This is a genomic window from Candidatus Edwardsbacteria bacterium, assembly GCA_031082425.1.
Classification (GTDB): Bacteria; Edwardsbacteria; AC1; order AC1; family EtOH8; genus UBA2226.
In genome coordinates, this window is sequence record JAVHLB010000020.1 from 1 (window position 1) to 1,561 (window position 1,561).

General features: G+C 46.3%; 2 protein-coding genes. Both read left to right on the forward strand.

Annotated elements, in window-relative coordinates; genetic code table 11:
- Positions 1 to 217: FlgD immunoglobulin-like domain containing protein (locus tag RDU76_11910; protein MDQ7799627.1), on the forward strand; the 217-nt coding region annotated here is incomplete at its 5' end.
- A 33-nt stretch (positions 218 to 250) separates the two neighbouring features.
- Positions 251 to 1,561: M20/M25/M40 family metallo-hydrolase (locus RDU76_11915; protein MDQ7799628.1), on the forward strand; the 1,311-nt coding region annotated here is incomplete at its 3' end.

Sequence of the window (1,561 nt, forward strand, 5' to 3'; positions counted from 1 at the left end):
TCAACTGCCGAAAGCCGGGCGCGTCAGCCTCAAGATTTATAACGTAACCGGGCAGCTGGTGAAAACCCTGATCAACAAAGATCAGCCGGCCGGGGGCTATACAATCAACTGGGACCGGAAAGACAACAATAGCATGTCGGTCAGCGCCGGGGTGTATATCTATCACTTAAGCACTGACGATAAGTCCCAAAGCCGGAAGATGATAGTACTGAAATAAGTTTAGATAGAATTGTTTTTGGAAAGGAACACTGTGAAAGCATCTTTAAATCTTCTTGCAGGCTTGGTGTCATTGACCGCAGTAGTGTCAATTACGAGTGCTGATAACCTGATAGTCAATCCGCATCTTTCTTATGATCCGTCGATCGCCTCAATAACCACTCAGGTTGACACAATTTCCCTTAAGTATTATATGGAAGGGCTACAATCTTTTTATAACCATAATATATTCAGGTCAAATTATGACAGCACGGTGCAGTGGCTGATAAACCAATTCATGGCGATGGGCATCAGCGATGTCCGGCGGGATACTTTCTATAATCCTTATGCAAATAAAAGTGGCTACAACATAGTGGCAACCCTCCCCGGTTTACAAGATACTTCGATAGTTTATATTGCCGGCGGCCATTATGATGCTGTTGTTGGGGTTGACACAGCCGGTGTGGTTTCATTCTACAGCCCAGGTGCGGATGACAACGGCTCCGGAACCACTGCGGTGCTGGAGATGGCCCGGTTGCTGGCATTGCCTGGCAACCGTCCGAACAGCACGATTAGGTTCATCGCTTTTGATGCCGAAGAAGCAGGGTCTTTGGGAAGCAAGCATTACGCAGGTGAGGCATATCAACAGAACATGAATATCGGGTTGATGAGCAACTATGACTGCATTGGAAGCCATTTATGTGATACTCTGTATCATACAGTACCTCTATCCGGTTCAGAGGTATTCGCCGAATTGCTTTGCCGGACTACAGAGATGTATGGCAACGATGGGACCAACAACATTCGGGCCGTTATAGGGGACGACATGTCAAGCGACTTCATGTCATTTCACGACTTGGGATATCCTACCACTCATAGCCAGGAATACATAGTGGATGTTGCAAAGATACACTCCTTTTACGACAGTACAACCTATATTAATTATCCAGCCATGGCTAACATTATCCGGGGCGGCTTGGGATTATTGTCCACCATTTCAGATTACCCAAGAGTTATTAAGCCGTTAGCAAAGGATGGTGGCAACGGTTCCGAACTTTTGATCACTTGGGAACCAGGTATTGCAAACAATATTGTGGCCCACATGTTATTTTGGGGCTACAGTTCAGGGGTTTATATAGATTCAGCGATCACCGGGCTAAGTGAATATATTATTACCGGGTTGGCGGAAGACAATCTGTATTATGTCGGCATCATAGCGATAGACGATTCTTCCAAGGAAAGCCCAATAATAACTGAAGTAACCGGAACCCCGAGATCAGTGCCGTTGATCCCTTCTGGTTTAACCGCCATCCCGGTTGATTCTGGCGTCACCCTTTGTTGGAATAAAAACCTGGAGCTCGACCTG